This window comes from Streptomyces spongiicola (assembly GCF_003122365.1).
Classification (GTDB): domain Bacteria; phylum Actinomycetota; class Actinomycetes; order Streptomycetales; family Streptomycetaceae; genus Streptomyces; species Streptomyces spongiicola.
The window spans coordinates 2,668,713-2,694,959 of the sequence record NZ_CP029254.1 but is presented as its reverse complement, the minus strand read 5'-3'; the positions used below and the strand labels follow the sequence as shown (position 1 = coordinate 2,694,959).

Sequence of the window (26,247 nt, the reverse complement as noted above, 5' to 3'; positions counted from 1 at the left end):
GCGCGGTTCCGGCACCAGTACGGGTGAGGAACTGGAAACGGTTGACGGGCCTGAGGAGGTCCGCAAGCCGAGTGGGTTGACGGGCCCGAGGCGGTTGACGGGCTGCGTGGGTTGACGGGCCAGAGGCGGTCGGCGACCTTGAGACGAGAAGGGTGACGGCCCGGGGAGGTCGGCGGCCCGGGGAGGCCGGCGAACCGGGGAAGTCGGCAGGACCGAGCAGGCCCGAGCAGGCCCGAGCAGGCCCGAGCAGGACCGAGCAGGACCGACGGGCCCGAGGACATACGGGCTGCCCCGGGCGGGGCCGCCCCGGGGCAGGTACGGCCTGATCGGCGGGCACCCGAAGCCGGCGGTCCGGGACGACCCTGGTGGGCGCGGCCCGCGCCCGCGGGTTCAGCCGAGATGCTTGGCCAGCAGGTATTCCGTGACGCCCGGCGGATAGTCGGGCACCCGGCCGACGATCTCGTATCCGTGCTTCCGGTAGAAGCCCGGGGCCTGGAAGTCCCAGGTCTCCAGCCGGGACCAGGAGCAGCCGCGTCCGACGCGGGCCTCGCGTTCGGCCGCGGCGAGGAGTTGGGAGCCCAGCCCCGCACCGCGGTGCGGGGTGTCGACCCAGAGGAGGTCGACATGGAGCCAGCGCGCCCAGGTGCGCCCCGTCAGGCCCGCGGCCAGTTGCCCGGTCGCCTCCTCCACCACCCAGACGTGCAGGGGGACTTCGTCCTTGTGCCGGCTCACCGCCAGGGCACGCATCGCCGGGGAGCGCCGGGTGTTGGCGGTGTCGAGCCGATCGCCGAGCAGGCCGAGCCGTTCTTTGTCGACTTCAGTCTCAAAACGAAACATGCGCCACACCCTAAACACAGCGTGCGACCAGTTCTGCAAATGCCCTTCCTCTCGCGGCCGCCGGCCGTACTCTGAAGCACGTGCACCGGTGGGGGCCGGTGCTGATCAGGGGGCGAGTCAGTCGGGTACGACGCCCGGGGCGGGGTAGTGGTCGATCGCGGCGGCGGCCGTGACGGTTCCCCTCTCCTGCCGGGCGCCGTGCCCGCCGATGTGTGGCCTCCGCCGGAAATCGCAGCCTGGGGGTGTCTGTGGTCCGTATCCGGGTTCTCGTCGTGGACGACCACCGGATCTTCGCCGAGTCCCTCGCCGCGGCACTCGCCGCCGAGCCGGACGTCGAGGTCGCCGCGGCGGGCAGTGGCCCGGCCGGGCTGCGCTGCCTCGAGCGCGCGGCGGCCGAGGGGCGCAGATTCGACGTGATGCTGGTCGATGCCGATCTGGGGATCGCGGCGGCACCGCGGATCCCCGTGGTCGCGCGTGCCGTCCCCGACAACGGCGACGCCTTCGTGGACGGGATCTCCCTGGTCGCCGCGGTCCGTTCGGCGCGGCCCGCCGTGCGCACCGTCGTGCTCGCGGAGAAGGACGATCCGCGCAGGGCCGCGTCGGCGCTCCAGGCGGGAGCGTCTGGCTGGGTGGCCAAGGACTGTTCGCTGCAGCGGCTGCTCACCGTGATCCGGGGGGTGCTGCGCGACGAGACCCATCTGCCTCCGGCACTGCTCACCGGCGTGCTGCGGGAGCTGACCGCCGCGCGCAAGCACCGGACCGAGAGCGAGCGGCTCGTGGAGTCGCTCACCCCGCGCGAGCAGGAGGTGCTGCGGTGCATGGTGGCCGGTCTGGGCCGCAAGGCGGTCGCGGAGCGGCTCTTCCTCTCCCCGCACACCGTGCGCACCCATATGCAGAACGTGCTGGGCAAACTCGGCGTGCATTCGACCCTGGCGGCGGTGGCACTGGCCCGCCGGGCCGGGGTCGGCCCCGCGGAGCCGGCGTCGTCAGCCGGGGACGTTGTCGAACGGGGCGGTCAACTGGCGTAGCAGTCCGGCGAGTTCGGCGCGCTGTGCACGGGACAGCTCGACCAGGATCGCGCGCTCCTGGTCGAGGAGCCCGGCGAGTGCCTGATCGGCGCGGTCCCGTCCCTCCGCGGTGAGCCGCACCAGCACGCCGCGCCGGTCGCTGGGGTCGGGGAGCCGCTCGACCAGGCCCTTCTTGGCGAGCCGGTCGATACGGTTGGTCATCGTGCCCGAGGTGACCAGTGTCTGCGTGAGCAGCTGGCCCGGCGACAGCTGGTACGGTTCGCCCGCGCGCCGCAGGGATGTCAGGACGTCGAACTCCCAGGGTTCCAGACTGTGCTCGGCGAACGCGATCCTCCGCGCGCGGTCCAGGTGGCGCGCGAGTCTGGAGACGCGGCTGAGCACCTCGAGCGGCTCCACGTCGAGGTCGGGGCGCTCGCGGCGCCAGGCAGCGACCAGTCGGTCGACCTCGTCCTCCATGGCGATCAGTGTAAAGGGTCTGTCGACGTGAAGTCTCTTGAGATCAAGATATATTTGGATGGACTATTGGGCATGGTCGGGCCGGAACTCTCTTCCGGTTCCGGCGAACATTCCAGCAAGGGGGATCACACATGCATTCCGTTCCAACCTGGGATCCACAGCAGTACCTTCGGCACTCCGGGCACCGGGCCCGACCGTTCCTCGATCTTCTCGGCCGCATACCCGAACTGCCCCACGCGGACCGGCCACCCCGCATCGCCGACCTCGGCTGCGGCCCGGGCAACGTGACCGCGCTTCTCGCCGACCGCTGGCCGGACGCGCGGATCACCGGATTCGACCTCTCACCCGAGATGCTCGCCCGCGCCGAGACGGAGCACGCCGGTACCACGACCGGCGGCGGCTGGCTCGACTTCCGCCTCGCCGACGCCGCCCACTGGACCCCCGACGAGCCCTACGACCTCATCGTGTCCAACGCGGCACTCCAGTGGGTGCCCAACCACCCCGAGTCCTTCGCCGCCTGGATCGACGGCCTCGCACCCGGCGGCACCTTCGCCTTCCAGGTACCCGGCAACTTCACCTCGCCCAGCCATGCGCTGCTCGGCGAACTCTGCGACACGCCGCAGTGGCGCGACCGCCTCGCAGACCAGGGCCGCCGCTTCGTCCATGTGCTGGACCCGGCCGACTACCTGCTCCGGCTCGCCGACCTCGGCTGCGACGCGGACACCTGGGAGACGACCTACCTCCAACTGCTCGCCGGCGACGACCCCGTCCTGGACTGGGTGAAGGGCACCGCGCTGCGCCCCGTCCTCACCACGCTCGGGGAGGACCGGGAAGCCACCGACGAGTTCCTCTCCCAGTACCGCGACCTGCTCCGCAAGGCGTATCCGCCCGGGCCGTACGGGACGGTGTTCCCGTTCCGCCGCGTCTTCGCCATCGCCCGCAAACCGCGGTAGTCCCGTAGGGAAGGGACGCGTCACCGTGCCGACCGCTCTCGATCACTTCCGGCTCGCCGTGCCCGCGGGCTCCGAGGAAGCGCTGCGCGCTCACCACGGCGGCGCCGCCGGGATGACGGAGACCACCAGGCCGCTGCCGCTCGCCGTCCGCGGCGGCTGCCGGTTCCGGGTCGGCGACGTCCGGCCGCGCCTCCGCCCTACCCCGGAGTGCGCCCCCTCGCGCAAGGCCCACCGGGGCTGCCGGTGACCGGTGTCGAGACGCTCGCCGAGCGCCTGATCGCCCATGGCGCCGAGGCCGCCTGGGGCGAGGACCTCCCCGGGCGCCGCCGCTTCTTCCCGAAGGGCCCGGTGGGCAGCCGGCCGGTGCCCCCGGAACCGTTGGGGTGACCTGCCCGCCGCCCGGCCGGTGTCCCTCCCGCGACGAGCGGGGAACGGGACGCCGGCCGGAGGCGGCACCCGCCCGCGGTTCGGGCGGTTCGGGCGGTGCTGGTGCGTCACGGCGGAGCTTCCCGTCCGGCCGCGCGTCACGACGCATCCGGCCCGGCGTGTGCGCTCCCCGCCGCATCCGGTCTGGTGTACGCGCCCCCGCCGCTCGCCCGGTCTGGTGTACGCGCCCCCGCCGCATCCGGCGCCACCCCACCGCATCACGCCCGGCCGCGCGGCCGGGCGTCACCCCGCACCCGGCCCGTCGTGCGCGGTGCCCGGCTCGGCTCTTGCGGTGCCCGGCTCGGCTTTCGCGGTGCCCGGCTCGGCTCTTGCGGTGCCCGGCTCGGCTCTTGCGGTGCCCGGCTCGGCTTTCGCGGTGCCCGGCTCGGCTCTTGCGGTGCCCGGCTCGGCTCTTGCGGTGCCCGGCTCGGCTTTCGCGGTGCCCGGCTCGGCTCTTGCGGTGCCCGGCTCGGCTCTTGCGGTGCCCGGCTCGGCTTTCGCGGTGCCCGGCTCGGCTCTTGCGGTGCCCGGCTCGGCTCTTGCGGTGCCCGGCTCGGCTCTTGCGGTGCCCGGCTCGGCTTTCGCGGTGCCCCGCTCAGCTCTTGCGGTGCCCTATCAGACGCGGCTTCTGCTCCAGTCCGTCCAGCCCGTGCCAGGCCAGATTCACCAGATGTGCCGCGACCTCCGCCTTCTTCGGCCTGCGGGCGTCCAGCCACCACTGGCCGGTGAGCGCCACCATCCCCACCAGCGCCTGCGCGTAGAGCGGCGCCAGCTTCGGGTCGAAGCCCCTGGCCTTGAACTCCAGCCCGAGGATGTCCTCGACCTGCGTGGCGATGTCGCTGATCAGCGACGCGAACGTGCCCGTGGACTGGGCCACCGGCGAGTCGCGGACCAGGATGCGGAACCCGTCCGTGTACGTCTCGATGTAGTCCAGCAGCGCGAACGCCGCCTGCTCCAGCAGTTCCCTCGGATGCCCCGCGGTGAGTGCCCCGGTCACCAGGTCCAGGAGCTGGCGCATCTCCCGGTCGACCACGACCGCGTACAGGCCCTCCTTGCCGCCGAAGTGCTCGTACACCACCGGCTTGGACACCCCGGCCTTCGCCGCGATCTCCTCCACCGACGTGCCCTCGAAGCCCTTCGCCGCGAAGAGCGTGCGACCGATGTCGAGCAGCTGCTGACGGCGCTCCGCCGCGGTCATCCGGACCCTGCGCCCCCGCCGGGGCTTCTCACTGCTGGTGCTGCTGCCGTCGATCGCCACGCCCTCAATCATGCCGCCTCCGCGGCTTCCTCCCGGCGCCGGGCGGCGATCCGGTCCGCGCTCGGCCAGCGCACGTCGTAGGCCCAGCCCGCCTTCTCGAACCAGCGGATCAGCCGGGCGCTGGAGTCGATCTGCCCGCGCATCACCCCGTGCCGCGCGCTCGTCGGGTCGGCGTGGTGCAGGTTGTGCCAGGACTCGCCGCACGACAGCACCGCGAGCCACCACACGTTCCCCGAGCGGTCGCGCGACTTGAACGGGCGCTTGCCGACCGCGTGGCAGATCGAGTTGATCGACCACGTCACATGGTGCAGCAGGGCGACCCGGACCAGCGAGCCCCAGAAGAACGCGGTGAACGCGCCCCACCACGACATCGTGACCAGTCCGCCGACCAGCGGGGGGATCGCCAGGGACACGACCGTCCAGAGCGCGAACTGGCGGGAGACCGCCCGGATCGCCGGGTCCTTGATCAGATCCGGTGCGTACTTGTGCTGCGAGGTCTGCTCCTCGTCGAACATCCAGCCGATGTGCGCCCACCAGAGGCCCTTCACCAGCGCAGGGACCGTCTCGCCGAACCGCCACGGCGAATGCGGGTCGCCCTCGGCGTCGGAGAACCTGTGGTGCTTGCGGTGGTCGGCCACCCACCGCACCAGCGGCCCTTCGACGGCGAGAGACCCCATGACCGCCAGCGCGATCCGCAGCGGCCGCTTCGCCTTGAAGGAACCATGGGTGAAGTAGCGGTGGAAGCCGATCGTGATGCCGTGGCAGCCGATGAAGTACATCGCCACCAGCAGGCCGAGGTCGAGCCAGCTCACGCCCCAGCCCCACGCCAGCGGCACCGCCGCCAGCAGCGCGAGGAAGGGCACCGTGATGAACAGCAGCAGGGCCATCTGCTCGACCGAGCGCTTGCTGTCGCCGCCCAGCGTGGCGGACGGAAGGTCGGGAGCGGACGGTTTCCGGGCGTCGTCGATCACATCAGGGCTTGTGGTCATGGGGAGTCCCCTGGGGGGTGAGGGTGCGGCTGAACCATGTGGCTACGGAACCGTAACCTACGGGAACGTAAGTATGGCGGCGCGAAGCCTCGCGGCAAGAGGGGTGGTGGAGAGCCGCGCGCGAGCGGACACCTATCCTTGGAGTCGTCGGACAGCGCGGTCCGCGAAGCCTCCGGAAAACCTCCAGACGTGCTCAAACACTGCAAGGAGCCGCACCTGTGAGCAGTGCCGACCAGACCTCATCCGCCAGCGCCGAGCTGCGTTCCGACATCCGCCGATTGGGTGACCTGCTGGGCGAGACCCTCGTACGTCAGGAAGGCCCCGAACTCCTCGACCTCGTCGAACGCGTACGCGCCCTGACCCGCTCCGACGGCGCCGCCGCCGCGGAACTGCTCGGGGAAACCGACCTGGACACCGCCGCGAAGCTGGTGCGTGCATTCTCCACGTACTTCCATCTCGCCAACGTGGGAGAGCAGGTGCACCGCGGCCGTGAGCTGCGCGAGCGCCGCGCCGCCGAGGGCGGGCTGCTGTCCCGTACCGCCGACATGCTCAAGGAGGCGGACCCCGATCACCTGCGCGAGACCGTGCGCCACCTCAATGTGCGGCCGGTCTTCACCGCACACCCCACCGAAGCGGCCCGCCGCTCCGTGCTCAACAAGCTCCGGCGGATCGCCGAGCTGCTGGAGACCCCGGTCAACCCCGCCGACCGCCGCCGGCACGACCTGCGGCTCGCCGAGAGCATCGACCTGATCTGGCAGACCGACGAACTCCGCGTCGTACGCCCCGAGCCCGCGGACGAGGCCCGCAACGCCATCTACTACCTCGACGAACTCCACGCCGGAGCCGTCGGGGACGTCCTGGAGGACCTCGCCGCCGAGCTGGAGCGCGCCGGCGTCGAGCTGCCGCCCGGCACCCGGCCCCTCACCTTCGGCACCTGGATCGGCGGCGACCGCGACGGCAACCCCAACGTCACCCCCCAGGTCACCCGCGAGGTCCTGATCCTCCAGCACGAGCACGGCATCACCGACGCCCTGGACGCCGTCGACTCGCTGCGGGCACTGCTGTCCAACTCGATCCGCTACGCCGGCGCCACCGAGGAACTGCTGGAGTCCCTCCAGACCGACCTGGAGCGCCTCCCCGAGATCAGCCCCCGCTACAAGCGGCTGAACGCCGAGGAGCCCTACCGGCTCAAGGCCACCTGCATCCGCCAGAAGCTCGTCAACACCCGCGAGCGGCTCGCCAAGGGCACCGCCCACGAGCAGGGCCGCGACTACCTCGGCACCGCCGAGCTGCTGCACGACCTCACCCTCGTGCAGACATCGCTCCGCGAGCACCGCGGCGGGCTGTTCGCCGACGGCCGCCTCGACCGCACCATCCGCACCATCGCCGCCTTCGGGCTCCAGCTCGCCACCATGGACGTCCGCGAGCACGCCGAAGCCCACCACCACGCCCTCGGCCAGCTCTTCGACCGGCTCGGCGAGGAGACCTGGCGCTACGCCGACATGCCGCGCCAGTACCGGCAGAAGCTGCTCGCCAAGGAACTCCGCTCCCGGCGGCCGCTCGCCCCCACCCCGGCACCGCTCGACGAGGCCGGCGCCAGGACCCTCGGCGTCTTCCACACGGTCAAGGAAGCCTTCGAGCGCTTCGGGCCCGAGGTCATCGAGTCCTACATCATCTCGATGTGCCAGGGCGCCGACGACGTCTTCGCCGCCGCCGTGCTGGCCCGCGAGGCGGGACTGGTCGATCTGCACGCCGGCTGGGCCAGGATCGGCATCGTCCCGCTGCTGGAGACCACCGACGAACTCCGGGCCGCCGACGTCATCCTCGACGAGATGCTCGCCGACCCCTCCTACCGCCGGCTCGTCGCCCTCCGCGGCGACGTCCAGGAGGTCATGCTCGGCTACTCCGACTCCTCCAAGTTCGGCGGCATCACCACCTCGCAGTGGGAGATCCACCGGGCGCAGCGCAGGCTCCGGGACGTCGCCCACCGCTACGGCGTCCGGCTGCGGCTCTTCCACGGCCGCGGCGGCACCGTCGGCCGCGGCGGCGGCCCCACCCACGAGGCGATCCTGGCTCAGCCGTGGGGCACCCTGGAGGGCGAGATCAAGGTGACCGAGCAGGGCGAGGTCATCTCCGACAAGTACCTCATCCCCTCCCTGGCCAGGGAGAACCTGGAGCTGACGGTGGCCGCGACCCTCCAGGCGTCCGCCCTGCACACCGCGCCCCGGCAGAGCGACGACGCCCTCGCCCGCTGGGACGCCGCGATGGACATCGTCTCCGACGCCGCCCACGCCGCCTACCGCGGGCTGGTCGAGGACCCCGACCTGCCCGCGTACTTCTTCGCCTCCACCCCCGTCGACCAGCTCGCCGAACTGCACCTGGGGTCCCGGCCCTCCCGCCGCCCCGACAGCGGCGCCGGACTCGACGGGCTGCGCGCCATCCCCTGGGTGTTCGGCTGGACCCAGTCACGGCAGATCGTGCCCGGCTGGTTCGGCGTCGGCTCCGGGCTTCGGGCCCTGCGCGAGGCGGGCCGGGAGTCCGTGCCGGCGGAGATGTACGAGCAGTGGCACTTCTTCCGGAACTTCCTCTCCAACGTCGAGATGACCCTCGCCAAGACCGACCTGCGGATCGCCCGCCACTACGTGGACACCCTCGTGCCGGACGAACTCAGGCACGTCTTCGGCGCCATCGAGGCCGAACACGAGCTGACCGTGCGGGAGGTGCTGCACATCACCGGCGGCGAGCGGCTGCTCGACTCCAACCCGGGGCTCCAGCAGACCTTCGGGATCCGGGACGCCTACCTCGACCCGATCTCCTACCTCCAGGTCTCCCTGCTCGCCCGGCAGCGCGCCGCCGCCGAGCGCGGCGAAGCGGCCGACCCGCTGCTGTCGCGGGCGCTGCTGCTGACCGTCAACGGCGTCGCGGCCGGCCTGCGCAACACGGGCTGACCCCCCGCCCGTACCGCACCCCGTCGCCGGGGGCCCTGGAGACCTCCCGGGCCCCCGGCGACGGGGTGCGGGGGCCCGCTTCCGGGCTCCGGGGCTCGCTTCCGGGCCCCCGGTGGCGGGTGGGACGGGCCGGCCGGCAGGTGCCCTCCCGGCCGGAGCGGAACCTCAGAGCGCGAGGAACGCGCCCACCAGCAGCGCACCGCCCCCGGCCGCCGCCGCCCAGGCCGTCCGCGGCATCCGCAGACCGCCGCCCACCACACAGGCCGCGAGCAGCAGCGCACCACCGAGCGGCAGCCAGGCGTGCAGCGCGCCGGGCCGGCCGGCGCGCACGGCCTCGTCCGTACCCGGTTTCACCACCACATCGAGCCGCGCTCCCTCGGACACGGCCACCGACCGCTCGATGGCCATGCCGGTACGCTCGCCGCCCGGACCCTCGGGATCGAACGAGCCCGTGCACACCGACTCACCGCAGTCGGCGACGGTGAGTCTGCCGTGTTCACGGCCCTTGGACAGCAGTACGTGCTGGGCCGTGCCCCACGACGACCAGAAGCCGGCGACGAGCAGCAGCAGTGCCACCGCGGCCATGGACACACGTCGGCCGTGGTCGAGTATCCGGCCGGAGGAGTTCCGCTTCATGGGGCCGGATCCTTCGGCACCCGACCGCACCCGGTCAACCCTTCCCGGTCAGGGCGATCAGGCGGCCGATCCACGCATCGAAGTGCGGGCAGGCCGCGCGGAACCCCCGCCAACCCGAGACCGGTCACCGCAGCGGGGCCGTGCAGCGTCTTCGTACAACCCGGATACAGCCGAGTTGCGCCGCGGACGCGAGGCCGGCGGCTACTCGCAGGACCAGCTCGGGGAACGGGTCTTCTGCTCCGGCACCTACATCGGCCAGTTCGAGACGGCGAAGCGGCTGCCCCAGCCGGATGTTTCCAGGTTGCTCGACGAGGTCTTCGAGTCGGGCGGGCACTTCCAGCGCCTGTGCCGTCTGGCGCGCAAGTCGAAGCACGCCGAGTACTTCGCGGACGCGGCGGAGCTGGAGCAGCAGGCGCGGACGCTCAGCGAGTACGCGCCGATGCCGGTGCCGGGGTTGCTGCAGACGGAGGGGTATGCGCGGGCCCTGGTGAGCGCGGCCCAGCGGTTCGAATCGCAGGACGTGGTTGAGCGCCTCGTGCGCACACGGCTGGACCGGCAGGCTCTCCTCGACTGCCCGACCGCTCCACTGCTGTGGGTCGTGCTGCATGAATCAGCGCTTCGGGTCCCCGTGGGAGGCTGCGCAGTCATGGCAGACCAGTTGGCCGAACTGGCAGAGGGCGCTCGAGCCAACCGCCGCCAGCTCGTGCAGGTCCTCCCCTTCGCTGCTGGTGCGGCAGCGTTCCTCAACGGCACGACGATCCACATGACCTTCGACGACGCACCTCCCGTCGTGTACACCGAGAGCGCCTTTACCGGGCAACTGGTCGAGGAACCGGCACTGGTTGCCCGGTACCAGAAGGCCTACGATCTGACCAGGGCCGCTTCGTTGCCGCCGGAAGCATCCCTCGACTTGATCGAATCAATGGCGAAGGACTACGCGAAACGATGACCCCGGCACCTGATCCGACCATCGCCGTGTGGCGCAAGTCGTCGTACAGCAACGGCGACGGCGGAGCCTGCCTCGAGGTTGCTGACAGTCCTCGTCTGACTTCGGTCCGGGACAGCAAGGTTCCGGACGGACCGGCGCTGCTCGTCCCGAACCGCACGTGGGTGGCCTTCGTGGAGGCGGTGAAGGGCGGAACGCTCGGCCAAGGCTGACTCCCTCGCCCAGAACGCCGCGTACCGTCCTCGTCACTCACCTGAGAGATGGGACTGTTGCGTGGTCCAATTGCGCGGATGCGCGGCTGCGCTCTCGGCGTTGGCGTCCAGCGACACCTTGCCGTCGCGCGGGTGCGCGGGTGCGCTGGCCGGACCCACGCGGGTGTCCGCTGTTCTCGGCCCGCGTTGAGCCTGTGGGACCGCTCAGGAGTTGTACGTACTCTGCGCCCGTTCCAGCCCCTCCGTCACCAGGCACTCCACCGCGTCCGCCCCGCGGTCCACGAAGTAGTCCAGCTCCTTGCGCTCCGCACCGGAGAAGTCCTTCAGCACGAAGTCGGCCACCTGCATCCGCCCCGGCGGGCGCCCGATCCCGAACCGGAGCCGGTGGTAGTCCGAACCCATCGCCTTCGTCATCGACTTCAGGCCGTTGTGCCCGTTGTCGCCGCCCCCCAGCTTCAGCCGCAGTACCCCGAAGTCGATGTCCAGCTCGTCATGGACGGCCACCACATGGGCCGTGGGGACCTTGTAGAAGTCCCGCAGCGCCACCACCGGACCACCCGAAAGATTCATGTACGACATCGGCTTGGCCAGGATGACCCGCCGGCTCCCCGGGCCCGCGGGACCGATCCGGCCCTCCAGCACCTGCGCCTGCGCCTTGGCCGCGCGCCTGAACTTCCCGCCCATCCGCTCCGCGAGCAGATCCGCGACCATGAACCCCACGTTGTGGCGGTTCCCGGCATAGCCCGGTCCCGGGTTCCCCAGGCCCACGACCAGCCAGGGCGCGCCGGTGTCGTCCGTCGTCATGACCGTCTCCTCATGGCCGTCTCCTCATGACCGTCTCCACGCGACGGTCTTCTCATGACCGCCTTCTCGAGTCCGCAAAGAGTCCCAGAACAGAGAACGGGGTGGCGGGCCGCGCGGCCCGCCACCCCGTCAGGCAGAGCGTACGGCTCAGGCCTCGGCGCCCTCGGTGGCCGCGGCCTCGCCGGCCTCGCCCGCCTCGGCCTCGGCAGCCGGCTCCTCGGCCTGCGCGGCCAGGACCTGGAGCACGACGGCGTCCTCCTCCACCGCCAGGCTCACGCCCTTCGGCAGCTTGACGTCCTTGGCGTGGACGGAGGCGCCGGCCTCCAGGCCCTCGACGGACACGGTGAAGGACTCGGGGATGTGAGTGGCCTCCGCCTCGACCGGCAGCGCGTTCAGCACGTGCTCCAGCAGGTTGCCGCCGGGCGCCAGCTCACCCTCGGCGTGCACCGGAACCTCGACCGTGACCTTCTCGCCGCGCTTCACCAGCAGCAGGTCGACGTGCTCCAGGAAGCCCTTCAGCGGGTCACGCTGCGCCGCCTTCGGGATCGCCAGCTCCTTCTTGCCCTCGATGTCCAGCGCGAGCAGGACGTTCGGGGTGCGCAGCGCCAGCAGCAGGTCGTGACCCGGCAGCGTCAGGTGGATCGGGTCGGAGCCGTGACCGTACAGAACGCCGGGGACCTTGTCGTCGCGACGGATGCGTCGGGCGGCGCCCTTGCCGAACTCGCTGCGGAGTTCCGCGGAAATCTTCACCTCGGACATGTGCACTCCTCGTATGCGGTGACGAACATGAACAGTCACCCGGCCACGACCGGCCTGCTACGAAGAGCGCGTCGATAACGGACCGCCGTACCCGAAACGGTACGGCCTCCCTCGCCGAGCAACCCGATGAGTCTACCCGGAGGGAGGCCGCAGCCTAAATCGATCTTCGATCACTCGGATCGGGCGGTCCGCCGCCCGCGGCCCCTACTGCTCCTCGAACAGGCTCGTCACCGAGCCGTCCTCGAAGACCTCGCGCACGGCACGCGCGATGGTCGGGGCGATGGACAGGACGGTGATCTTGTCCAGCTCCAGATTGCCCGGGTCCGGGAGGGTGTCGGTGAAGACGAACTCGCTGACCTTCGAGTTCTTCAGACGGTCCGCGGCCGGACCCGACAGCACACCGTGGGTGGCCGTCACGATCACGTCCTCGGCGCCGTGGGAGAACAGCGCCTCGGCGGCCGCGCAGATCGTGCCACCGGTGTCGATCATGTCGTCGACGAGGACGCAGACCCGGCCCTCGACATTGCCCACGACCTCGTGAACCGTCACCTGGTTCGCCACGTCCTTGTCGCGGCGCTTGTGCACGATCGCCAGCGGCGCGTCCAGGCGGTCGCACCAGCGGTCCGCCACCCGCACCCGGCCGGCGTCCGGGGACACCACCGTCAGCTTGGAGCGGTCGACCTTCGCGCTCACGTAGTCGGCCAGCAGCGGCAGGGCGAACAGATGGTCCACCGGACCGTCGAAGAAGCCCTGGATCTGGTCGGTGTGCAGATCCACCGTGAGGATCCGGTCCGCGCCGGCCGTCTTCATCAGGTCGGCGATCAGGCGCGCCGAGATCGGCTCGCGCCCGCGGTGCTTCTTGTCCTGGCGCGCGTAGCCGTAGAAGGGCAGGATCACCGTGATGCTCCGGGCGGAGGCCCGCTTCAGAGCATCGATCATGATCAACTGCTCCATGATCCATTTGTTGATGGGGGCCGTGTGGCTCTGCATCAGGAAGCAGTCCGCGCCGCGCGCCGACTCCTGGAAGCGGACGTAGATCTCGCCGTTGGCGAAATCGAACGCCTTCGTCGGCACCAGGCCGACCCCCAGTCGGTGGGCCACCTCCTCGGCCAGCTCGGGGTGGGCGCGGCCGGAGAAGAGCATCAGCTTCTTCTCGCCGGTCGTCTTGATCCCGGTCACAGCAACTGTCTCCTCAGACGTGTTTCTCCGCTGCCGATCCGCCCGTGCCCTGTGCGGCGAGCCAGCCGAATCATGTGCACGTATCACGGTACGCCGAGATCGGCGCACCTGTTTTCGGTCAGCCCTCGCGCTCCACGGACTCGGCCGCGACCTGAGCCGCCTGCGCCGCCGCGCTGCCCGGGCGCTTCCGCGCCACCCAACCCTCGATATTCCGCTGCTGGCCGCGGGCCACGGCCAGCGAACCCGCGGGCACGTCCTTGGTGATCACCGAACCCGCCGCGGTGTACGCGCCGTCCCCGACTGTGACGGGAGCAACAAACATGTTGTCCGAGCCCGTCTTGCAGTGGGAGCCGATCGTCGTGTGGTGCTTCGCCTCGCCGTCGTAGTTGACGAACACCGAGGCGGCACCGATGTTGGTGTGATCGCCGATCGTCGCGTCGCCGACGTACGACAGATGCGGCACCTTGGTGCCCTCGCCGATCGTCGCGTTCTTCATCTCCACATACGTACCGGCCTTGGCGCTCGTGCCCAGCCGGGTACCCGGACGCAGATACGCGTAGGGCCCCACCGACGCCGACTCGCCGATCACCGCGCCGTCCGCCACCGTGTTGTCCACCCGCGCGCCCCGGTGCACCACCGTGTCCCGCAGCCGCGTGTTCGGACCCACCTCGGCGTCCTCCGCCACATGCGTCGCACCCAGCAGCTGAGTACCGGGATGGACCACCGCGTCCCGCTCGAACGTCACCGTCACGTCCACCAGCACCGACGCCGGGTCCACCACCGTCACGCCGGCGGTCATCGCCTGCTCCAGCAGCCGCCGGTTCAGCAGCAGGCGCGCCTCCGCCAGCTGGACCCGGTTGTTGATCCCCAGGATCTCCCGGTGGTCCCCGGCCATCGAGGCACCCACCCGGTGCCCCGCCTCACGCAGGATCCCGAGCACGTCCGTCAGATACTCCTCGCCCTGGCTGTTGTCCGTACGGACCTTGCCGAGCGCGTCCGCAAGCAGCCGGCCGTCGAACGCGAAGACCCCCGAATTGATCTCCCTGATCGCCCGCTCGGCCTCGGAGGCGTCCTTGTGCTCCACGATCGCGGTCACCGCACCCGTGGCGTCCCGCACGATCCGGCCGTATCCGGTCGAGTCCGGGACCCGGGCCGTCAGCACCGTCACCGCGTTGCCGTCCGCGGCATGCGCCGCCACGAGCGCGGACAGCGTCCCGCCGGAGAGAAGGGGGGTGTCGCCGCACACCACCACCACCGTGCCGTCCGGCGCCCGGCCCAGCTCCTCAAGCGCCATGCGCACGGCGTGCCCCGTGCCGTTCTGCTCCGCCTGGAACGCCGTGCGGGTGCCCTCGTAGTGCGCCGCGAGGTGCCCCTCGACCTGCTCGCTCGCATGCCCCACGACCACGACGAGCTGCTCGGGCCCGAGTTCGCGGGCCGCGGACACGACATGCCCGACGAGCGAGCGTCCGGCGATCTCGTGCAGGACCTTGGGGGTCTTCGACTTCATGCGGGTGCCCTCACCCGCTGCGAGGACGACGACGGCGGCCGGGCGGTTGGCGCTCACGGGAATGCCCTTCGGCTTTCGGGTGGTGGACACCCGAAGGATACCGGGGGCGTACAGGCGTGAAATGAGCGCGGGCCCTGACCGTGGGGTCAGGGCCCGAACCGAGCAGGCTTGCTCCCGGGGGAGGACTCGAACCCCCATGATCAGAACCAAAATCTGACGTCTTGCCCTTAGACGACCCGGGATTACCGCTATGTCCGATTTGGTGGTTCGGTTGCGGATGCAGCCCCTACTATGCCGTACCACCAGCCCTCGATGCGACGGTACAGCTCGGCGCTCTGCCTGACCTGGATGACGAGGCAGCCCCGGTAGCGCGTGTCCACGTTCTTGCGGACGGTCTTCGGGTTGTGCCGCTTGAGCGTGGTCTTGCCGAAAGCCGAGACGTCTGCCTCCACCACGTCGGCCCAGTAGCGCTCCGCGCCATGCACATCGGCGGACTCGTGGATCATGACGTGGAACCTCAGGTGGCCTCGGTCCACTCCGACCAGGTCGAGCCATGCGAGGAACAGCCTGATCATTCCGGGGTCGCTGTTGACGAAGATAACCCTCTCCCGCCGGGCGTGAGGTTTGTCCTTGGTGCCTTCGGCCCAGTACAGCCCCACCCCGACGAGGAACAACTCCCGCTCGGTCAGGGTGCCGATCTCCCGCCGGGCGGTGTCCTTGGTCGCCTGACGCGCCGCCTCCCTCCTCGGGCCCTCGTGCTCCCAGCGCTTCCGGGCGGCCAGTCTCGCCTGCTCCGAAGGCGTGCGCGGAACCGGCTTCGGCAGGTCCCGTACCCACAGCGAGATCGAGCTCTTCGAGCAGCCCAGTTCGACCTGGATCTGGTCGTAGGTCATCCCCTGGCTCCGGAGTGCGCGCGCCTTCGCGCGGAGGTCGTCCCGCGCGTGGGGGCGCCTGGTCCAGTCCGGCGGGGGCTCGCCCTTCACCAGGCGGTTGAGGATGTCGTTGTTGCCGATGCGGAGCCGGTCGCGGATCTGGCGGAGGCTGAGGCCCTCGCGGCGCAGCGCGATCGCCTGTCTGCGGAGGTCGTCGAAGTCGGCGCATCCGCCGCTCATGGAGGTCATGCATCCAGGCTCGTCTCGAATGCGGGCGTCCGGGTCGAAAGCGTGCCCGATTCGCCGGTTCGGGCGATTGTCGCGGTTCACGGCCCTCTGGGGCGGCGGTTCGTGCTGCGGAAGCCGCCGGAAAACCGCTCGACCGCTTTCGTACGCTGTGAGGCATGACCACAACGGGGGCACACCGGGACTCTGCGGACGGCGGGCCGGGAGGCGGGCGCGGAGGCGGGCCGGAGGGCGGACGGACCGGCCAGGGCGAGGGCGGACGGACCGGCGAGGGCGAGGGCGGGCGGATCGGCGAGGGCGAGGGCGGGCGGGGCGAGGCTTCGGGAAGCAGGCGGGACGGCGGGTCTGCGGGGGGCGGACCGGGAGACACGATGGGCGGCGGGCGGGGTGGCACACGGGGCGCCCTGTGGAGCGGGTCGTCGCCGGGAGGAGCGCTGTGGGGATCGCTGTGGTGGGGGCGCCGGCGGAGCGCGGTGCTGGACGGGGGACTCGCTCTCCTGTCCGCCGCCGAGTGCGCGTTGGAGGGTGCCCGGTTCGCGGAGAGGGCCTCGCTGCCCGCGCTCGTGGGGGTGGCCTTCGGCCTGCTCGCCGGATCGGCGCTGGTGCTGCGCCGGCGCCGGCCGGTGGCCGTGGTACTGGTGTCGATCGCGATCACGCCGGCCGGGATGGGCTTCCTGATGGGGATCGTCGGGCTGTACACGCTCGCCGCCTCGGAGGCGTCGCGGCGGGTGATCGCGGCGCTGGCGGGGATGTCGCTGCTGGGGACCCTGATCGTCACGTTCGTGAGGACCAGGCAGGACGTGGCGACGGCCGACTTCGATCCGGGGTCCTGGTACGTGCCGGTGGTGTCGGTCGTGATGTCGATCGGGCTGACCGCCCCGCCGCTGCTGCTGGGACTCTACGTGGGGGCGCGGCGGCGGCTGATGGAGAGCCTGCGGGAGCGGGCGATCAGTCTCGAGCAGGAGCTGTCACTGCTGGCGGACCGCGCGGAGCAGCGGGCGCAGTGGGCGCGTACGGAGGAACGGACGCGGATCGCGCGGGAGATGCACGACGTGGTGGCGCACCGGGTGAGTCTAATGGTGGTGCACGCGGCGGCCTTGCAGGCGGTGGCGCTGAAGGATCCGCAGAAGGCGGCGAGGAACGCGGCGCTGGTGGGGGACATGGGCCGGCAGGCGCTGACGGAGCTGCGGGAGATGCTCGGGGTGCTCAGGTCGGGTGAGGAGGTGGTGGCGCGGGCGACGGCCGAGCCGGTGCCGCTGGCCGCGGTGGGGGCCGCGGCTGCTGCTGCGGCTGAGGCCGCTGAGGCGGCGGAGGCGGCCGAGGTCGTCGAGGTCGTCGAGGGTGCGGTTGCGGGTGCGGCGGTTGCGGGGGAGGGGCCGTCGCTGGCGGATCTCGGTTCGCTGGTGGAGCAGTCGCGGTTGGCGGGGATGGCCGTGGAACTCTCGGTACAGGGCGAGCCGCGTGCGTACCGGCCGGACGTGGAGCAGACGGCGTTCCGGGTGGTGCAGGAGGCCTTGACGAACGTCCACAAGCACGCGCCGGGTGCGAGGGCGTGGGTACGGGTCGCCCACCGTGCGGCGGAGGTCGCGATGCAGGTGGAGAACGGGCCCTCGCTGCGCGGCGCGGCGGACGCGGGTCTGCCGAGCGGGGGGAACGGTCTGGTCGGCATGCGGGAGCGGGTGTCCGCGCTGGGCGGGGTGTTCGTTTCGGGGCCGACGGACGGGGGCGGCTTCCGGATGTCGGCGGTGCTGCCGACGGGGTCGCCGACGGAGTCCCCGGCGGTGCTGCCGACGGAGTCCCCGGCGGGGTCGCAGGCGGGGTCGCAGGCGGAGTCCCCGGCGGGGTGAGTCCCGGGGGCCGAGCCGTGGCGGTGTGGGTCCCGGCGGGGACCCACACCGCAGGGACCCACACCGCCACGGCTCCTGCGGCCCCGGGGCCCGCCGCCATGGGTGTCGCGCATACGGCCTCCCCCTCGTGGTGTCCCGCTGTCCGTGGTGTCCCGCGCCCGCGGCGTCCCGCTGTCCGTGGTGCCACGCTCCCGTGGTGTCCCGGGTGCCCCGCCGTCCGCGGTGTCCCCGGTGCCGTCCGCTCAGGGTGTGGTGAGACGTGCGGGCTGGTTGCCGTTGACGAGGGCGATGAGGGCCCGGTCGAGGTCGGGTCCGAGGTACCAGTCGCCGGTGTGGTCGACGCTGTAGACGCGGCCTTCGGCGTCGATGGCGAGGACGGCCTGGGCGTCGCCCTCCTCTCCCAGCGGCGCGATCTCGGTGTCGAGGGCGCGGCCGAGATCGCCGAGGGTGCGGGCGAGGTGGAGCCCGGCGAGGGGGTCGAGGCGCAGTGCCGCGGGCGCGGTCTGTCGGCCGGGTCCGGGTGGGGTGATGTGCAGGGCGCCGAACTCGGCCCAGGCCTCGACGGCGGCGGGGAAGACGTTGTGCCGGTGGCCTCCGGGGGAGATGTGGGCGCGGAGCGTGTCGGCCCAGTGCTCGGCGAGTTTGATGTCCCAGCGGCCCGGTTGCCAGCCCGCGTCGCGCAGGGCCGCGTCGACGGCGACGGGAAACCGGGTGGTGCTGAGGGGGTGGTCGGGCATGTGCGTGCGTTCAGCCGTTCTCGGTCTGGGCGGGTTCGACGACGCGTACGCCGAAGTGGGCGAGCATCGCCGCGCAGGAGCGGCAGGGGGCGGCGTAACTGCCGTGCAGGGGGTCGCCGTCCTCCCGGATGCGCCGGGTGGTGAGTTTGGCGTGCTTGAGGGAGCGGCGGGCCTCGCCGGGGCTGAGGGGTTTGCGCCGGGCGCGCTTGGATCGCGCGGTGTCGGTGGCGCCGATGTGGCGGGAGAGCAGGATGGCTTCGGGGCATCTGCCGGTGAAGCGTTCGCGCTGGCCGCTGGTGAGGGTGTCGAGGAAGTCCTGGACGAGCGGGTGGAGGGTGGGCGTCCGGTCTCCTCTGGCCGCGGTGCAGGTGAGGGTCGTACCGCGGACGGAGAGTGCGGCGGCGACGGTGGGCAGGATCCCGTCGCGGCGGAAGCGGAGTGCGGGCGGGCGTGCCGCGGACTCCGCGCTGCTCCAGCTGAGCCTGGGGTCACCCGTGGTGGCTGTCGGCGACGGTTGCGGTGCCGTGTGCATCGTGCTGTTGTCCCTCCGTGCAATCCCCCGAGTTGCTGGGACAGCCTGCCAAACGGGGCGGGCGGCGCGGAAGCGGGGTGGCTGAAAGGTGTGACTGTGTCGTCCTGTCCCGGTCTGGGGATCACTCGGAGATGATGGCTCGTCACCGGAACGGAGGGGCGGTGGCCCTTCCGCCCCACCGCATAGGCTGTGGTGAACCAGCAGGACGCAGCAGGGGGCATACCGCCATGACGACAGGTCGGATGGGGCTGGGCACACCTCCCGGCTCCCGGGGCCCGGGGAACGCAGCGCCGCCGAACGCCGCCTACGCCGGACAGGTCGTTCGCTTCCCGGACCCGGTGAGGGCCGCTCGGCATCCTGAGGGTGTGCGGGTGGACGAGCGCGGTTTTCCGGATTTCTCACCGTATGCGCGGGCGGCGGCGGAGATCGCGGCACCGCCGGAGGGCTTCGGCGTCGACGAACTGCGGCTGACGGACTACGTGTCGGCGAACGCGGCGCTGGCCGCGGCAGGTCACGAGCTGTGGGACACCATTCCCCCGGTGGCGACGCCGCACGGCTGGACGTGGCATCACGTGGCGGGGAGCCGCCGACTGGAGCTGGTGCCGGTCGAGGTGAAGGCGCTGCTGCGGCATCACGGCGGTGTGGCGACGGCGCTGGTGGACCAGGGGAAGCGCGGGACCCGTCCGTTGCAGGAGACGCGGCCCGCGCACTTCGGTCTGCCGAAGGGCGCGGTCTCGGTGTCCGAGCGGCAACTGCTGGGTGTGGAGGAGGACCTGGGCTACCGGCTGCCGGGTGCGTACCGTTCCTTCCTGAAGGCGGCCGGAGGGTGCGCACCGGTGGGCGTGGCGCTCGACGCGGCGCTGGGGCTGCTGGTGGACCAGCCGTTCCTCACGGTGCGGGAGGAGGCGGCGGTCAATGACCTGGTGTACGCGAACAAGTGCCTGCGCGACCATCTGACGAAGGACTATCTGGGGGTCGGTTTCGTCCAGGGCGGACTGCTGGCGGTCAAGGTCCGCGGTGCGGCGGTGGGTTCGGTGTGGTTCTGCGCGTACGACGACGCCCGGGACCGGGACGGCCGGACGGTGGCGGAGCGGGTGGAGAGCCTGTTGCTGCCGTGCGGCGAGGACTTCGACGCGTTCCTGGACCGGCTGGTGGGGAACCCGCCGGAGCTGGAGACCGTCGCGAACCTGATGGTGGACGGCGGCTTCGCGCATGCCGTCCCGGTGGGGGGTTGAACTTCTCGATGGTGACGTTCGCGCAGGCGCAGGAGCGCGCGGAGGAGTGGGTCAACGGCGAGCTGCCCGCCTACCAGCACCGCGAGGTCCGGGTGCGGGAGTTCGGGTCGGGCTTCGTGGTGTGGGCGGAGGACCGTCCGGAGGGGCCGACGTCGGACGGCGGCCGGCAGCGGATGGTGATCGCCCGGGACAGCGGGGAGGCCACGTTGTGGCCGGGCCTGCCGGTGGGTGAGGTGATCCGCCGCTACGAGGAGGAGTACGGCGCTCCTCCCGGGACGGTTGCGTCTTCGGCCGCACCGCCTGAGCGGGTCGATCTGAACCAGACGTCGTTCCTGCTGAGTCCGCCGGAGTGGTTGCAGGACGCGGCGGACAAGCTCGGCATCTCGGACCGGAGGGGTGCACGCGGTGGCACGGGTGCCTCGGCGGCCGGTGCTTCCACGGCCGGTGCTTCCACGGCCGGTGCTTCCACGGCCGGTGCTTCTACGGCGGGAGCGTCGGCGACCGGTGTGCCGGTGGCTGGTGTGCCGGTGGCGGACGCGTCCGCCGGCCCCGGGCAGGGCTCCCGCTCGGCGCGGTCGGCGCAGGACACGGGCGGCCCCCGGGACACGACCGGTGGCGGTGTGACGAGCGGCCGTGGTTCGCATGTGGGCGGGGCCGCGTGGCCGGGTACGGCGGCGGCCTCGGCAGTCGGGGCGCCGGGGACGCACCCCGAGGGAGTGGCGGCCGCGGCCGCGCCGGCCGCCGGCGGGCGCGGCGGCGGCGAGCACGAGCCGGCCGCGCCGGTGGGGGTGCCGGCCGCGCCGGCGGGGGCGACGCCGTGGGCGGGGACGGACACGAACGCCGGCTCGGACGACGGTTCCGTACCGCTGCCTGCGACGGTGCTCGCGCCGCCGCTCGCGGGTGCCGACGGCGAGGACGACCAGCCGCCTCCGGCGGGCGCGGAGGCGCCGACGGCGCTGATGTCCGGCGGGAGCCGACTGCCGCGCACGGCGGTGTCGCCCGCCTTCGACCCCCAGAGCCAGGGTGCGGGCGCGGGTGCGGCTGGCGGTGGCAGCGGTAGTGGCAGCGGCGGTCCCGGCGCGGCACCGCCTCCCGGCACTGCCGCGCCGCGTTCCGCGGAGGACCTGGCGGACGCCTCGACCGGCAGGGCCACGGTGCCACCGCGCGGACCGCGCGGCACCGGCCCGGCTGCTCCTCCGCCACCGGGCCGGCCGCCAGGCGTTCCGGGTGCCCGGCCTGGCGCCGTGCCGCCCGAGTCGGGTGGACCGGGTGCCTCGGGTGGGCCGACGGGCGGGTACGTACCGACGCAGATGGTCTCCCGGCCCGGCCCCGGGGGACCGCAGCCGCCGGACGCGCCACAGCCTGGCCCGCCGCGGCCCCCTGGCCCGCCGGGGGTTCCGGGTACTCCGCCGGGTGGGGTCCACCATGCGGCGACGGTGCTGGCGAACCCGGGTCAGGCCGGCCCGGGTGGGGCTCCGGCCGGTCCGGGGGTGCCGCGGCCTCCGGGCCCTCCGGGGCCGGTACCGTACGCGCCCCAGCCCGGTCCGCAGACCGCGTACGGCTATCCGCAACAGCCACCGCAGCCACCGCAGCCGCCGCGGCAACAGCAGCAGCCCGCCGCTGTGCCGACCGTCGGCCCCGGCTACCAGGCCGTGCTGCGCTACCGTGCGCCCGACGGTTCCGAGCAGCAGCTCATCCGCCGTTCGGCGCCGGGCACACCGCACCCGGAGTGGCAGATCTTCCACGAGCTGCGCGCGATGAACGTCCCCAGTGACCAGGTGCTCGAGCTGCATACCGAGCTGGAGTCCTGCGAGCTGCCCGGGGGTTACTGCGCCCGGATGATACGGGAGACGTGGCCGCAGGCCCGGATCACGAGCATCGCCCCCTACGGCAGGGACCACGCCGGCAGGCAGGGCGGCATGCGGCAGCTGCTGACCCACCAGGGCGAGCTGCACCAGGTCGCCGACGGCCCGGCGCGTCCCGCGCCGGTCCGCGCTCCGCTGCCCCGGGTGCAGCCTGCCCCGCCCCTTCCGCCGGAGGCGGTGGCGCACGAGCTGGTGGGGTCGTTCGGGCCGCAGGGCGTCTGCCGGTTCGAGCAGCGGGCCGTGTCCCGTCAGGGGGTGCCGGAGATCGTGGCGCGGACGCTGGTGTGGGCGGGTCTCCCGGCGGACTTCGGACCGTTCTTCTGGGCGCAGCCGCCGCACCCGGTGGTGCCGACACTCGGCGAGCTGGCCGCGCAGCGGCAGGTGCGGCCACCGTCGGACGCGAATTCGTACCTGGTCCTGGGCAGCGACTTCGGCCGGGCGATCTGTGTCCAGTACGGCACCGCGCACATCGTGGCGGTGCCCGTGGAGGGTGGTCCGGGCGGGCAGCCGATGGTGCCCCAGTTCGTCAACAGCGGCCTGCCGGAGTTCACCCGCTCCCTGGCGCTGCTCGGCCGGATGTGGCGGCTGCGGTTCGGGCTCAGCCCGGAGCAGGCGGGCCGGTGGACCATCGACTTCCAGGCGCAGCTCGCCACGCTGGATCCGGCGGCTCTGTCCTCACCGGACAGCTGGTGGTCGGTGCTGCTGGAGCAGATGTGGGACGGACTGCTCTGATGCGATGACGGCGCGGCGGTCGCGAGCAGCGGAACCGTTTCGCCGCTGACGACACGGGATGCGGCGCGGGATGTGGCGCGGGGTGCGGCGTCGGGTGGCGCCGAGCGCGGCGCCCGGAACAGCGCCCGGAACGGCCATCGGGCGTTCGACCGAGACGGCGCTGACGTCTGCTGACGTCTGCTGACGGCGGAGCCGAGGTGCCCGCCGCGGTTGGTCACGGGCGGCTGCCGGGGCGTAGCGGTCTTCGCTGAGGGCGGTGGTGGCAGGCTCCCGCCGGGCGTCGCCGGTCCCGCTGCCGGTAGTCGGCGGACGGTCGGCCGGCGGTGCCTCCCGCGTGTGGCCGGTCGCCGAGCCGGTGGTGCGGCACGTCCGTGCGCCGGAGCGTGCGCCCCCGGGCGTCCGATCCATCCCTCAGGTCCGGTGCGCACTACTGTGCGGCGGAGTGTCGCGGTACAGCTGCCTCGCCCCGATCGAGCACGATGTTCCCGCGTCGACCGCTCCGAGAGGAGTCCAGTGATGAATGCGGGATCGGCTCAGGGAGGGTTCGTCACCGTACGCGGCCGCGGCTACCGGCTGGATCAGGTCGACCGGTATGTCTCCGCGCTCGCGCGGGAGCGGGACGAGGCGCGGCGGCGGGCGGCGCGCCTGGCGCGGGTGGTGGAGCAGCTGGCGGCGGAGGCGGTGTCGTTGCGGCAGTTCGCCGAGGCGCTGGGGCCACCGACGTACGAGCCGCTCGGCCCGCGCGCCCGGGAGGTCCTCGACCTGGCGGAGAAGGAGGCGGCCCTGGTGCTGTCCACCGCGCGGGACGAGGCGCGGGCCGTGTGCGAGGCGGCGGAGTCGGAGGCGCGCCGGCTGCGGGAGCTGGCGCGGGTGGGGGCGGGGCAGACCTGCGAGGAGGCGGACGCGCGGGCGCGGCGGATGCTCCTGTCGGCGCGGGCCACGGCGGAGGAACTCCGCGACGCGGCACGGGTGGAGGCCGCGGCCGACCGCGGTGAGGCGATGGCCGTACTGGAGACGGCCAGGTGCCGGGCGGCCGGCATGCTCAGGGAACTCGACCGGATGCGGGTGTCCCGCCGCTACGAGGCGGAGCGGGAGCTGTCGGCCCGTGACGCGGAGGCGGCGGAGCGCTACGGGGCCCTCACCGCGCGGGCGCGTGCGCGGCTTTCGGAGGCGCTGTCCGCGTTCGCCGAGGCCGAGGAGTCGGCCCGCCGCGGCCGGGAGGAGGCTCAGGCGCTGGCCGCGCGCATGGTGGACGAGGCCGGCGTACGGGCGGTGCGTGTCTCCCGGGAGACGGACCGGGTGCTGCGTGAGCATGTGCGGCGGGCCGAGGAGATCCATGCGCAGCTGGACCACGTCCGGGAGGTTCTGGCCGGTCTCACGGAGCGCCCGCAGCCCCCGGACTGATTCGTACTCGCGGACGCTGTTTCTGTTTCTGTTTCTGTTTCTGTTTCTGTTTCTGTTTCGCTTTCGCCGGGCCGGGCCGGGCCGGGCCGGGCCGGACCGCGGCCGCTGTCGCCGGGCCGGCGAAGTCAGCCGGTGTTGCGCCCGTGTCCGCCCGCCGGGGCACCATGCGCGCGAGGTGCGGCGACGCCGGTCCTCCTGCCGCAAGAGGCAGGCCCCGCACGGGCCCCGCACGGGCGCCCCCGCACAACACCCCGCACGTGCCCCGCGCAGGCCCTCCGGGTCAGACGTCCGGCCGGCGCTCCTTGAGGACCGCGAACCTGCGCGGTGCGAACAGCAGTGCCAGCAGCCCGAGCGCGGCGGCGGCCGCTGCGCCGGCGAAGACGAGATCGACCGCCGCCGCCACCGCGCGCCGCAGCGGTTCCTGCGAGGACCCGTCCGCCAGCGCGCGGGAGACCGAGTCCAGATCGCCCGCACCGCCGAGGCGGGCGGCCAGCACCGCGTTGGCCAGCGCCCCGAAGAGCGCGGCACCGACGCTCTGACCGACCTGACGGCTGAACAGCACGGACGCCGTCGTCGTCCCGCGCTCGGCCCAGGGCACGGTCGACTGCACGCCGACCAGCAGCGGGAGCTGGAAGAAGCCGAGGGCCGCGCCCAGCAGCAGCATGATCAGGGCCGGCTGCCACGGCTCACCCGGGTACGGCAGCAGCGGGAAGGCCAGCAGGACGAGCAGCGCGGCTCCCATCCCGGTGAGGGCCGTGTCGCGGAACCCGATGCGGTTGTAGACGCGGTTGGCGTACGCCGCCGTGACCGGCCAGCTCAGCGTCATCGCGGACAGCACGAACCCGGCCGCTATCGGCCCGAGCCCGAGCACCGACTGGGCGTACGTCGGCAGGAACACCGTCGGCGCGACCATCAGCAGCCCCAGCGCACCCATGGCCAGGTTCACGGAGGCGATGGTGCGCCGCCGCCACACCCAGCCGGGGATGACGGGCTCCGCGGCCCGCCGTTCGACGAGTACGGTCACGGCGGCGCAGACCGCGCTCGCGCCGAGGAGCCCGAGCGAGGGGGCGGAGATCCAGGGCCAGGCGACTCCGCCCTGGACGAGTGCGGTCAGCAGCAGCGTCGCGGTGACGAAGACGGCGAGCGCGCCCTGCCAGTCGACCCGGGGCCGCGGCCCCCGCTCCCGTACCGGCTCCACGAGGTGACGGGCGATCAGCCAGAGTGCGACCCCGCCGACGGGGAGGTTGATCAGGAAGATCCAGCGCCAGTCGGCGTAGGCGGCCAGCAGGCCGCCCACCGCGGGGCCGGCGACCGACGAGACCGCCCACACCGTGGACAGCCTCGCCACGATCCGGGGCCGCTCCTTCAGCGGGTACAGGTCGGCGGCGATGGTCTGGATCGTGCCCTGCAACGCTCCTCCGCCGAGTCCCTGGACGACGCGGAAGGCGATGAGCGAGGCCATGCTCCACGCCGCCGCGCACAGCAGCGAACCGGCCAGGAACAGCACGATGCCCGCGATCAGCACGGGCTTGCGGCCGAAGGTGTCGGAGAGCTTGCCGTAGACGGGGAGGGTGACGGTGACGGCGAGCAGATAGCCGGAGAACAGCCAGGAGAAGACGGAGAAGCCGCCAAGATCGCCGACGATCTGGGGGACCGCGGTCGACACGACCGTCCCGTCGAGGGCGGCGAGTGCCATCCCGAGCATCAGCGCGGCGACCACCGGCCCGCGCCGACCCGTGGTGGTGACGGTGGGCTGCCCGTCCTCGCCCGGTCCGGTTCCTCCGCGTAACGGCTGTCCGGCGGGTGGGCCGCCCGCGTCCATGCCTGCGCCGTCGGCGC

24 protein-coding genes and 1 tRNA gene are annotated in these 26,247 nt (G+C 72.5%); 11 read left to right on the top strand and 14 right to left on the bottom strand.

Translation table 11 applies throughout. The features are described from left to right. Positions 1 to 390: 390 nt before the first annotated feature. Entirely contained in the window at positions 391 to 837 is a 447-nt protein-coding gene (locus tag DDQ41_RS11655; protein ID WP_109294442.1) for a GNAT family N-acetyltransferase, read from the bottom strand. A gap of 248 nt (positions 838 to 1,085) precedes the next feature. Here DDQ41_RS11655 and DDQ41_RS11650 point away from each other — a divergent pair, with 248 nt between their 5' ends. After that, positions 1,086 to 1,865, top strand: coding sequence for a LuxR C-terminal-related transcriptional regulator (locus DDQ41_RS11650; RefSeq protein WP_109294441.1), 780 nt, complete (start codon positions 1,086 to 1,088; stop codon positions 1,863 to 1,865). Here DDQ41_RS11650 and DDQ41_RS11645 read toward each other — a convergent pair. Next, positions 1,824 to 2,321, bottom strand: a complete 498-nt coding sequence (locus DDQ41_RS11645; RefSeq protein ID WP_109294440.1) for a MarR family winged helix-turn-helix transcriptional regulator — start codon at positions 2,319 to 2,321, stop codon at positions 1,824 to 1,826. The two genes, DDQ41_RS11650 and DDQ41_RS11645, sit on opposite strands and share 42 nt — an antisense overlap. 131 nt (positions 2,322 to 2,452) lie before the next feature. Here DDQ41_RS11645 and DDQ41_RS11640 point away from each other — a divergent pair, with 131 nt between their 5' ends. From DDQ41_RS11640 to DDQ41_RS32890, 3 genes are read left to right on the top strand one after another with little or no spacing between them, the layout of a single operon-like run. Continuing rightward, entirely contained in the window at positions 2,453 to 3,274 is an 822-nt protein-coding gene (locus DDQ41_RS11640) for a trans-aconitate 2-methyltransferase (RefSeq protein WP_109294439.1), read from the top strand. A 25-nt stretch (positions 3,275 to 3,299) separates the two neighbouring features. Beyond that, positions 3,300 to 3,521, top strand: coding sequence for a hypothetical protein (locus tag DDQ41_RS32895; protein WP_316681907.1), 222 nt, complete (start codon positions 3,300 to 3,302; stop codon positions 3,519 to 3,521). Beyond that, on the top strand, positions 3,518 to 3,661 hold the full coding sequence (locus DDQ41_RS32890) for a hypothetical protein (protein WP_316681905.1): 144 nt from the start codon (positions 3,518 to 3,520) through the stop codon (positions 3,659 to 3,661). Before DDQ41_RS32895 ends, DDQ41_RS32890 begins: the two co-directional genes overlap by 4 nt. Before the next feature lie 634 nt (positions 3,662 to 4,295). Here DDQ41_RS32890 and DDQ41_RS11630 read toward each other — a convergent pair. Next, positions 4,296 to 4,970, bottom strand: coding sequence for a TetR/AcrR family transcriptional regulator (locus tag DDQ41_RS11630; RefSeq protein WP_109294438.1), 675 nt, complete (start codon positions 4,968 to 4,970; stop codon positions 4,296 to 4,298). Next, entirely contained in the window at positions 4,967 to 5,947 is a 981-nt protein-coding gene (locus DDQ41_RS11625; protein WP_109294437.1) for an acyl-CoA desaturase, read from the bottom strand. The genes DDQ41_RS11630 and DDQ41_RS11625 overlap by 4 nt, the downstream gene beginning before the upstream one ends. 218 nt (positions 5,948 to 6,165) lie before the next feature. On the opposite strand from DDQ41_RS11625, the gene ppc reads away from it, so the two are divergent. Beyond that, on the top strand, positions 6,166 to 8,895 hold the full coding sequence (ppc, locus tag DDQ41_RS11620) for a phosphoenolpyruvate carboxylase (RefSeq protein ID WP_109294436.1): 2,730 nt from the start codon (positions 6,166 to 6,168) through the stop codon (positions 8,893 to 8,895). 165 nt (positions 8,896 to 9,060) lie between these two features. Here ppc and DDQ41_RS11615 read toward each other — a convergent pair whose 3' ends face one another. Further along, positions 9,061 to 9,531, bottom strand: a complete 471-nt coding sequence (locus DDQ41_RS11615; protein ID WP_109294435.1) for a hypothetical protein — start codon at positions 9,529 to 9,531, stop codon at positions 9,061 to 9,063. Positions 9,532 to 9,706: 175 nt separating this feature from the next. On the opposite strand from DDQ41_RS11615, the gene DDQ41_RS11610 reads away from it, so the two are divergent. Next, entirely contained in the window at positions 9,707 to 10,480 is a 774-nt protein-coding gene (locus tag DDQ41_RS11610) for a helix-turn-helix domain-containing protein (protein WP_262508427.1), read from the top strand. Further along, entirely contained in the window at positions 10,477 to 10,689 is a 213-nt protein-coding gene (locus DDQ41_RS11605; RefSeq protein WP_109294433.1) for a DUF397 domain-containing protein, read from the top strand. Before DDQ41_RS11610 ends, DDQ41_RS11605 begins: the two co-directional genes overlap by 4 nt. A gap of 204 nt (positions 10,690 to 10,893) precedes the next feature. On the opposite strand, the gene pth is transcribed toward DDQ41_RS11605, so the two are convergent. The 6 genes from pth to DDQ41_RS11575 form a co-directional block, all read right to left on the bottom strand. Beyond that, on the bottom strand, positions 10,894 to 11,493 hold the full coding sequence (pth, locus tag DDQ41_RS11600) for an aminoacyl-tRNA hydrolase (protein WP_109294432.1): 600 nt from the start codon (positions 11,491 to 11,493) through the stop codon (positions 10,894 to 10,896). A gap of 147 nt (positions 11,494 to 11,640) precedes the next feature. Then, positions 11,641 to 12,252 (bottom strand): 50S ribosomal protein L25/general stress protein Ctc, encoded by a 612-nt coding sequence (locus DDQ41_RS11595; protein ID WP_109294431.1) that lies wholly within the window; start codon positions 12,250 to 12,252, stop codon positions 11,641 to 11,643. 204 nt (positions 12,253 to 12,456) lie between these two features. Next, a complete protein-coding gene (locus DDQ41_RS11590; RefSeq protein ID WP_109294430.1) occupies positions 12,457 to 13,431 on the bottom strand; it encodes a ribose-phosphate diphosphokinase in 975 nt (324 codons plus the stop codon). A gap of 118 nt (positions 13,432 to 13,549) precedes the next feature. Beyond that, positions 13,550 to 14,995 carry a bifunctional UDP-N-acetylglucosamine diphosphorylase/glucosamine-1-phosphate N-acetyltransferase GlmU gene (gene glmU, locus DDQ41_RS11585; RefSeq protein WP_109297679.1) on the bottom strand — a complete coding sequence of 482 codons (1,446 nt, stop codon included), beginning with the start codon at positions 14,993 to 14,995 and terminating at the stop codon, positions 13,550 to 13,552. A gap of 114 nt (positions 14,996 to 15,109) precedes the next feature. Beyond that, positions 15,110 to 15,180 (bottom strand) — tRNA-Gln (locus DDQ41_RS11580). A 6-nt stretch (positions 15,181 to 15,186) separates the two neighbouring features. Then, positions 15,187 to 16,059 carry a hypothetical protein gene (locus DDQ41_RS11575; RefSeq protein WP_109294429.1) on the bottom strand — a complete coding sequence of 291 codons (873 nt, stop codon included), beginning with the start codon at positions 16,057 to 16,059 and terminating at the stop codon, positions 15,187 to 15,189. A 368-nt stretch (positions 16,060 to 16,427) separates the two neighbouring features. On the opposite strand from DDQ41_RS11575, the gene DDQ41_RS11570 reads away from it, so the two are divergent. Continuing rightward, positions 16,428 to 17,903, top strand: coding sequence for a sensor histidine kinase (locus DDQ41_RS11570; RefSeq protein ID WP_394342180.1), 1,476 nt, complete (start codon positions 16,428 to 16,430; stop codon positions 17,901 to 17,903). A 242-nt stretch (positions 17,904 to 18,145) separates the two neighbouring features. Here DDQ41_RS11570 and DDQ41_RS11565 read toward each other — a convergent pair whose 3' ends face one another. Next, the gene (locus tag DDQ41_RS11565; RefSeq protein WP_109294427.1) at positions 18,146 to 18,640 is read right to left on the bottom strand and encodes an SUKH-3 domain-containing protein; all 495 of its coding nucleotides are present in this window, start codon (positions 18,638 to 18,640) and stop codon (positions 18,146 to 18,148) included. Between the two features lie 10 nt (positions 18,641 to 18,650). After that, complete coding sequence (locus DDQ41_RS11560; RefSeq protein ID WP_109294426.1) at positions 18,651 to 19,172, bottom strand: YwqJ-related putative deaminase; 522 nt, start codon at positions 19,170 to 19,172, stop codon at positions 18,651 to 18,653. A 227-nt stretch (positions 19,173 to 19,399) separates the two neighbouring features. Between DDQ41_RS11560 and DDQ41_RS11555 the strand changes: the two genes are divergently transcribed. The 3 genes from DDQ41_RS11555 to DDQ41_RS11545 all read left to right on the top strand — a co-directional run bounded on the left by DDQ41_RS11555 (position 19,400) and on the right by DDQ41_RS11545 (position 24,408). Then, the gene (locus DDQ41_RS11555; RefSeq protein ID WP_109294425.1) at positions 19,400 to 20,407 is read left to right on the top strand and encodes an SMI1/KNR4 family protein; all 1,008 of its coding nucleotides are present in this window, start codon (positions 19,400 to 19,402) and stop codon (positions 20,405 to 20,407) included. Between the two features lie 8 nt (positions 20,408 to 20,415). Continuing rightward, positions 20,416 to 23,004, top strand: a complete 2,589-nt coding sequence (locus DDQ41_RS11550) for an SUKH-4 family immunity protein (RefSeq protein WP_109294424.1) — start codon at positions 20,416 to 20,418, stop codon at positions 23,002 to 23,004. 516 nt (positions 23,005 to 23,520) lie between these two features. Further along, complete coding sequence (locus tag DDQ41_RS11545; protein WP_109294423.1) at positions 23,521 to 24,408, top strand: hypothetical protein; 888 nt, start codon at positions 23,521 to 23,523, stop codon at positions 24,406 to 24,408. Positions 24,409 to 24,688: 280 nt separating this feature from the next. Here DDQ41_RS11545 and DDQ41_RS11540 read toward each other — a convergent pair whose 3' ends face one another. Continuing rightward, entirely contained in the window at positions 24,689 to 26,230 is a 1,542-nt protein-coding gene (locus DDQ41_RS11540; RefSeq protein ID WP_109294422.1) for an MFS transporter, read from the bottom strand. Positions 26,231 to 26,247 lie beyond the last annotated feature (17 nt).